A 6,266-nucleotide genomic window follows, 5' to 3' on the forward strand; every position below is an offset into this window, starting at 1 on the left:
AGGTGCGGCGCGGCTACAGGCTCCCGATGAACGGCAGGTTGCGGAAGTCCTCCGAGTGGTCCAGACCGTAGCCGATCAGGAACTCGTGCGGAGCATCGAACCCAACCCAGCGGGGCTCCTTCACCAGCGTGGTGGCGACGTGCTTGTGGAGGAGCGTGCACACCTCCAGCGAGCGCGGCCCGCGCTCCTCCAGCATCGGGAGGAGGCGGTTGAGGGTGGTGCCGCTGTCCACGATGTCTTCCACCACGATGACGTGGCGGTCCTTGAACTCGGCGTTGGGATCGTACAGCAGCTTCACCTCGCCGGAGCTGGTGGTGCCGCTGCCGTAGCTGCTCGCCACCAGAAAGTCCACCTGCAGCGGCCGCGTGATCTCGCGGACGAGGTCGCTGAGGAAGATGAACGACCCCTTGAGAAGTCCCAGCACCAGCACCGGCTCGTCGGCGGGCAGCTCGCGGGCGATCTGTCGTCCCATCTCCCGCACGCGCTCGGCGATCTGCTCGGCGCTGTAGACGATCCGTGTGAGCTTGCGGCCGCCGGTGCGGGCCAGGGTCAGATCCGTATCAGGCATCGGTGATCGAGATGGTGATCGTGGCCTCGCCCGGAAGGGGCTCGGCGTCGGCCGCGCGGGCGAGCCCGTGGGCCCAGAGCACGTGCCCCTCCGCGTCCGCGAGTACCGCGGCGCGCGCCCGCTGTGGGCGGGGGATGCGCGCTTCCAGGAAGAGCTTCTTCAGCTTCTTCGTCCCCGCGCGGGTCTTCATCCGGTCGCCCGGGAGCCAGCCGCGCAGGGTGAGCGGAAGCCGGTTCGCGGCGACGGTGACCCCCTCGCCGCCCGCGCCCCAGAGGACGCGGAGCTCGCGCCCGCCCAACCGCAGCGTCCCCTCCCCCTCGCCGCCGCCGATCACCAGGGAGCGGTCGGCCGGGGGCGCGTCGCCCACGGGCTCCACCCGCGCCAGACCGAGGTCGCTGCGGATCAGGTGGGTGCCGCCGGGGAGCAGGTGGACGCGTCCACTCGGTGCGGATGTGATAAACTGTAGCGCCGAGCGTGTTCCGGCGCGCCCCGGCACCACGCGGAAGCGGCGGAGCACGCCGCGCACCACGCGCGCCGCGACCGGCGAATCATAAGCCGCCAGCCGGTCCCGAACAAGCACGGCCCCCGCGGATTCCCACCTCACGCACTCCGCCGCCGCGCGCTCCGTCAGCGCCGCCCACTCGTCCTCCTGGGCGCGCGCGAGCCGGGCCAGGCGCACCAGGCTGCGCCGCGCGGCGGGCGCGAGCGTCTTTTCGATGCGCGGGAGGAGGTCGTGGCGGATGCGGTTGCGCGCGGGGCCGAGGATTTCGTTCGTGGGATCGCACCGCCAGCGCAGCCCGTTCTCGCGCGCGTACGCCTGCAGCTCCGCGCGCCAGAAGGGGAGGAGCGGGCGCACCAGACCGCCTTCGCCGCGCTCCGGAATGCCGGCCAGGCCGGCGATTCCCGTCCCGCGCAGCACGCGAAAGAGCACCGTCTCCGCCTGGTCGTCCGCGTGGTGCGCGGTGGCGAGGTGGGCGGCACCGTGGACGGACTGCGCCTGGCGGAGGAAGCGGTAGCGCGCGCGGCGTGCGTCGTCCTCGGTGCGGAGCGGCTCCGTGGCGCGCGCTTCCACCAGAGGCACCCCCCAAGCCGTGCAGAGGCCGCGCACCCAGTGCGCGTCGGCGTCGCTGCCGGGGCGCATGGCGTGGTCGAAGTGCGCCGCCGTCACCCGCGCATCGGTGGTGAAGCGGAGGAGATGGAGGAGCGCCACCGAGTCCATCCCGCCGGAGAGTGCGACCAGCACGTGCGCGCCGGCGTCGAGGCCGAGGGCGCGCGGGCGGTCGCGGAAGCGGGTGGGGAGGTCGGTGGTGGGCACGGGAGCCTCAGGGGCCCCACCCCCCGGCCCCCTCCCCCGCACGCGGGGGAGCGTGGGGGAGGGGGAGCGGGGGTGGGGGCGCGGTCAGGCGGGGCGGCCGCCGTGGTGCCCGCCGACCTGGTCCAGCGGGGGGCGGCGGGCGCTGTTCACGCGCAGCTCCGAGCGGACGCCGCGCACGCCGTCCACGTCCCAGGCGTCGTCGGTGGCGTAGCGGACCTCGTCGTAGTCGGGGAGCTCGCCGCGCAGGGTGACGACGCCGCCGCTCACTTCCACGGTGATCGCCTCGGCATCCACCCAGGTATCGTAGAAGAGGGCGTCCTCCACGTCGCTCTTCAGCTCCTCGTCCGGGCGCTGGCGCTTGCGGAGGCGCTGGTGGTAGGGGCCGAGGCCATAGCGCGCCGGGCCAAAGGTGCCCTCGTCGTGAACAATGTGGCCGCCGAAGCTGCCGTCGTAGCGGCTCGGGCCGGGGGCCGGGCGCTGCCCCATCCCGCCGCCGTAGCCGGGGTTGCGGTTGAAGCCGTTTCCGGCGCCCTGGCGGCCGTAGCCCCCGTCGTAAGGCGGCATCGTCTTTCCCTGGTATGCGCGTTGTGCGGTGTGTGGAGGGCGGCTCAGGCGCGCAACAACCGCGCCAGCCACGGCTCCATCTCGCCCGCCGGCGGGCCGGGGGGAAGCGGGCGCGCGGCGACTTCGTGGAGGACGCGCGCCAGGCGGTCCGGACGGTCGCTCACGATGCCGTCGACGCCCCAGGAGAGGAGGCGGCGCATGTCTTCCGTCTCGTCGATCGTCCACACGTGCACGGCCACGTTCTTCGCGTGCGCCTCCCGCACCCAGAGCGGGTCGAGCACCTGCCGTCCGCCGTGCCTGTCGGGCATCTGCCACGCATCGACGGCGGGGCGGTACAGGCGGCCGAGGCGCAGCTTGTGGAGGGCGAAGAACGCGTACATCTCCTGCGACGATGCGCTGGTGGGGCCGGGGTACGTGGCGAAGCGCGCGCGGTTCTTTCGATCTCCCGCCGCGATCAGCACGCGCTGCTCGGCCCCCAGCGCCCGCACCGTCTCCCAAACCGGCTCCTGCGCCCGCGCGTCCTTGATCTCCACGTTCACGCGCGCGTGCGGCAGCGCCTCCAGCACCTCGCGCAGGGTGGAGATGCGCACGCCCGCGCCGCGGAAGGGGAAGGTGGCGCCCCCGTCCGGCGTGAAGCGGTACCCCGTGTCCAGCCCCGCCAGCTCGCGCGCCGTCAGCTCGCACACGGGCCCGCTGCCGTCCGTCGTCCGGTCCACGTTGGGATCGTGGATCACCACCGCATCCCCGTCGCGCGTCGGCTGGACGTCGATCTCCAGCACGTCGGCGCGCCACCACTCCAGCGCGCGGCGGAACGCAGTGAGGGTGTTCTCGGGCGCGAGGCCGGAGCCGCCGCGGTGCGCGATCAGGAGGGGGGCGCCGGCGAGGTAGCGGAAGCCGGGACGGGTGGACATCGGGGGATGGGGGATGAGGGGATGGAGGGATGAGGACGACAGGGTGAGCGGTGGGGGCTGTTCACCCCATCCCTCATCCCTTCATCCCTAATCCCCGCCTTCCAGCGCTTCCACCTCGGCGGGCGAAAGCCGGTACAGCCGGTACAGCACCAGGTCCACCAGCTCCGACGACATCATCCGCGCCCAGACCACCTTTTGGGAGTCGATGCCGGCCTCCAGCTCGCGCGTGGCGGCGGCGTAGCGCTCGGCGACGAAGGTCAGGATCTCCTCGACCGCGTCGGGGTGGGGGCGCGCCGGGCTCGGGGCGCCGGCGGGGACGTGGTCCACCAGCAGGCCGTCCACGTAGGCGAGGAAGCCGGGGAAGACCATCTCGGTCATGTGGCCGCCCGCGACCGCTTCCTCATCGGTGAGCTGCTCCCAGGAAAGCTCGTTCCAGTACAGCTCCTCCGCCTCGCGGCGGATGGACTCGATCCGCTCGGGGGAGAGCGTCTCCGCGCCCGGGAAGTCGTGAGGAGTACGGTCGATGGAGCAGAGGATGCGCCTGCGGCGCTTTTCCACAAAAGACTGCGCGGGATGGGCTGGTGCGGCGGAGTTGCGCATAAAACCGGATGGCTCCGTGCTGCGTTGCTCGCATGCTGGGGCGGTCAACTTAGACAACCGCGCCAAGCGTCGCAACAGCGGTTTCACACAGAGACACGGAGGGCACAGCGAGGGCACAGACGGACCAGCAGAGCTCTCTATTGTTCTTGTAGTTCTCTCTGTGGCTCTGTGTGAGGCGATGTCTCAGGCGGTGCGCTGCTCCCGCTCCACCTCGCGCACCGCGGACTCGAGCTGCTCGGCGGTGACGCGCGCGTCGCCCAGCTCGGCGCGCTCCAGGTCGGCGCCGGCGAGGTTGGCGCGCTCCAGGTTGGCGCCGCTGAGGTCCGCGCCCTTGAGCGTGCAGCCGGAAAGGTCCGCGCCCGAGAGATCGGCGGAGACGAGGGTGGCGCCCGTCAGGTTGGCGCCCTTGAGGTCGGCCCCGTGCAGCTTGGCGCCGCCCAGGTCCGCGTGCTCCAGCGTGGCATACTCCAGCATCGCCCCGCCCAGCTCCACCCCGCGCAGGTATGCGCCGGTGAGGTTGGCGCCCTTGAGGTTCGCCTTCTCCATGTCCGCGCCCGTCAGGATGGCGCCCTTGAGATACGCTCCGGTGAGGTGCGCGCGCTTGAGGTAGGCCCACTCCAGGTAGGCTCCCTCCATGTACGCCCACTCCAGCGTGGCGCGCTCCAGGTAGGCGCCCCACAGCCCGGCGCTCTTGAGATAGGCCTCGGTGAGGTTGGCTTCGATCAGGTCGGCGCCCTTGAGGTCGGCGCCCTCCAGCTCGGCGCCGCTCAGGTTGGCGCCCTTGAGGTTGGCGCCCGCCAGCTGCGCCCCCCGCAGCGACGAGCGCTCCAGGTTGGCGCCGGCCAGGTTGGCGCGCTCCAGCCGCGCCCCGTCCAGCACGGCGCCGCGCAGGTTGAGGTGCCCCGACGCGACCAGCATCCAAAGGTCCCGGTCCGACAGGATCCGCTGCTCCATGCGCTGCTCCTGGCCCGGAGCGCCCGAGGCCGTGGGGGTGTCCATTGAGGAGACTTACCGTTGCCGCGCGGCGGCGCGCTGGGGGGCGAGCTTCCAGCGCATCCGCCCGGCCCACCCGCACCGCGCGCACTTCCGCACCGGCGTGGCCGCCACCACGGCCACCAGCCGGTCTACCGCGCTACGCCCCCGGTGCGGGCTGGTGACGGCGCGGCAGTGCGGGCACTCGGGCGCGAATGGGAGGCGGGCCAGGTACAGCGCCGCGAGCCCCGGTGCGGCAACGGCGGCCAGAGCCAGGCAAAACACGATCGTGAGCACCCGTCCTCCGCGCGAAAGGCCCGCAGCCGCGCGCCCACGCGCCCGACCCTGTAAACACCTTCTGCAATGCGCGTTCCGCTCTTCACGCACGGACCTTGCGGAGCGCGCCACGTCCGACGAAGCCAAGCACGGCCAACGAGGAGGCGAGGATGCCATACGGGCACGGCTACGACCGGGGATACGGCTACGACCGCGGCTTCCGCGGCAGACCGCGGGGGTACGATCGCGGCCCGGGGCGCTACGACCGCGGCTACCAGGGCGCGCCGCCCCGGCCGGACTACGGGCCGCCGGTCCCCTTCCCCTTCGTCCCCTTTGGCTGGGACCCGATGATGGGGCCCATGGCCTGGCCCATGCTCCCGTACGGGGCGGAGGGGATGCCGGCGCCCGGCCCGCGCTACGACCGCGGCTACCACGTCCCCCCGCGCCAGAGCCCGGCGTACGGGCGGGGCGGCGACCGCGCGCTCCGTGCCTGGGCCGACCGGTACGGCTACGACGTCGAGTTCAGCATTCCGCCGCGCCCACGGCCGCGGCGCCCCTAACCCACACCAGGAGCATTTGATGCCCAAGCGCAACATCGATCCCGGCTTCGACCCCGAGGAGATCGACGACGCGGACCCGCTCGGCGAGCAGGCGTTCGACGAGGCCGGCTTCGCGGACGCCCCCGGCGGCGGCCCCGACTTCTCGGCCCCCGGGCTGGTGGACTCGGCCGACGACAAGACGCCGGGCGGCTACGGCCAGAAGGTGGCCGGCGTGCCGAAGGACAAGCAGCACATCATCAACACGCCGAGCGAGCAGCGTCCCGACTCGGAGGACGTAGTGGTGCACGAGCGCGGCGGCGAGTCCAAGGGCGACCCGGCGGTAGGAGGCACGCGCCCTGAGTAGCGCCGGCTAACCGCGCCTCAGTAGAGTCGAGTCGGGGCGCCGTGGCATGGTTGCCCGGTTTCCCCGACCCGCTCATCGAACCGGACGTGCGGATTTCCCGCATCCGGCTCTCCGACTGGGTTCACTTCAAGGCATGCGAGAGCGCCACCCGCCGACG

At 72.6% G+C, this 6,266-nt stretch carries 9 protein-coding genes; 2 read left to right on the top strand and 7 right to left on the bottom strand.

Features of this window, described 5'->3' with window-relative positions:
• Positions 1-13: 13 nt before the first annotated feature.
• The 7 genes from hpt to VF584_03460 form a co-directional block, all read right to left on the bottom strand.
• Positions 14-568, bottom strand: a complete 555-nt coding sequence (gene hpt, locus VF584_03430) for a hypoxanthine phosphoribosyltransferase (GenBank protein HEX8209215.1) — start codon at positions 566-568, stop codon at positions 14-16.
• Entirely contained in the window at positions 561-1,883 is a 1,323-nt protein-coding gene (gene tilS / locus VF584_03435; GenBank protein ID HEX8209216.1) for a tRNA lysidine(34) synthetase TilS, read from the bottom strand. Before tilS ends, hpt begins: the two co-directional genes overlap by 8 nt.
• Before the next feature lie 84 nt (positions 1,884-1,967).
• Entirely contained in the window at positions 1,968-2,447 is a 480-nt protein-coding gene (locus VF584_03440; GenBank protein HEX8209217.1) for a BON domain-containing protein, read from the bottom strand.
• Positions 2,448-2,491: 44 nt separating this feature from the next.
• Positions 2,492-3,358 (bottom strand): glycerophosphodiester phosphodiesterase, encoded by an 867-nt coding sequence (locus VF584_03445; GenBank protein HEX8209218.1) that lies wholly within the window; start codon positions 3,356-3,358, stop codon positions 2,492-2,494.
• 87 nt (positions 3,359-3,445) lie between these two features.
• Positions 3,446-3,916, bottom strand: coding sequence for a hypothetical protein (locus tag VF584_03450; GenBank protein ID HEX8209219.1), 471 nt, complete (start codon positions 3,914-3,916; stop codon positions 3,446-3,448).
• 225 nt (positions 3,917-4,141) lie between these two features.
• Positions 4,142-4,912 carry a pentapeptide repeat-containing protein gene (locus VF584_03455; protein HEX8209220.1) on the bottom strand — a complete coding sequence of 257 codons (771 nt, stop codon included), beginning with the start codon at positions 4,910-4,912 and terminating at the stop codon, positions 4,142-4,144.
• A 54-nt stretch (positions 4,913-4,966) separates the two neighbouring features.
• Complete coding sequence (locus VF584_03460) at positions 4,967-5,227, bottom strand: hypothetical protein (GenBank protein HEX8209221.1); 261 nt, start codon at positions 5,225-5,227, stop codon at positions 4,967-4,969.
• A 149-nt stretch (positions 5,228-5,376) separates the two neighbouring features.
• Between VF584_03460 and VF584_03465 the strand changes: the two genes are divergently transcribed.
• On the top strand, positions 5,377-5,766 hold the full coding sequence (locus VF584_03465) for a hypothetical protein (GenBank protein HEX8209222.1): 390 nt from the start codon (positions 5,377-5,379) through the stop codon (positions 5,764-5,766).
• Positions 5,767-5,785: 19 nt separating this feature from the next.
• Entirely contained in the window at positions 5,786-6,109 is a 324-nt protein-coding gene (locus VF584_03470; GenBank protein HEX8209223.1) for a hypothetical protein, read from the top strand.
• Positions 6,110-6,266: the final 157 nt, after the last annotated feature.

The organism is Longimicrobium sp. (assembly GCA_036389135.1).
Classification (GTDB): domain Bacteria; phylum Gemmatimonadota; class Gemmatimonadetes; order Longimicrobiales; family Longimicrobiaceae; genus Longimicrobium.

Excerpts from the sequence above, each read along its gene's own strand:
- hpt (HEX8209215.1), bottom strand. The coding sequence starts at position 568 with ATGCCTGATACGGATCTGACCCTGGCCCGCACCGGCGGCCGCAAGCTC.
- VF584_03440 (HEX8209217.1), bottom strand. The coding sequence starts at position 2,447 with ATGCCGCCTTACGACGGGGGCTACGGCCGCCAGGGCGCCGGAAACGGC.
- VF584_03445 (HEX8209218.1), bottom strand. The coding sequence starts at position 3,358 with ATGTCCACCCGTCCCGGCTTCCGCTACCTCGCCGGCGCCCCCCTCCTG.
- VF584_03455 (HEX8209220.1), bottom strand. The coding sequence starts at position 4,912 with ATGGAGCAGCGGATCCTGTCGGACCGGGACCTTTGGATGCTGGTCGCG.
- VF584_03465 (HEX8209222.1), top strand. The coding sequence starts at position 5,377 with ATGCCATACGGGCACGGCTACGACCGGGGATACGGCTACGACCGCGGC.
- VF584_03470 (HEX8209223.1), top strand. The coding sequence starts at position 5,786 with ATGCCCAAGCGCAACATCGATCCCGGCTTCGACCCCGAGGAGATCGAC.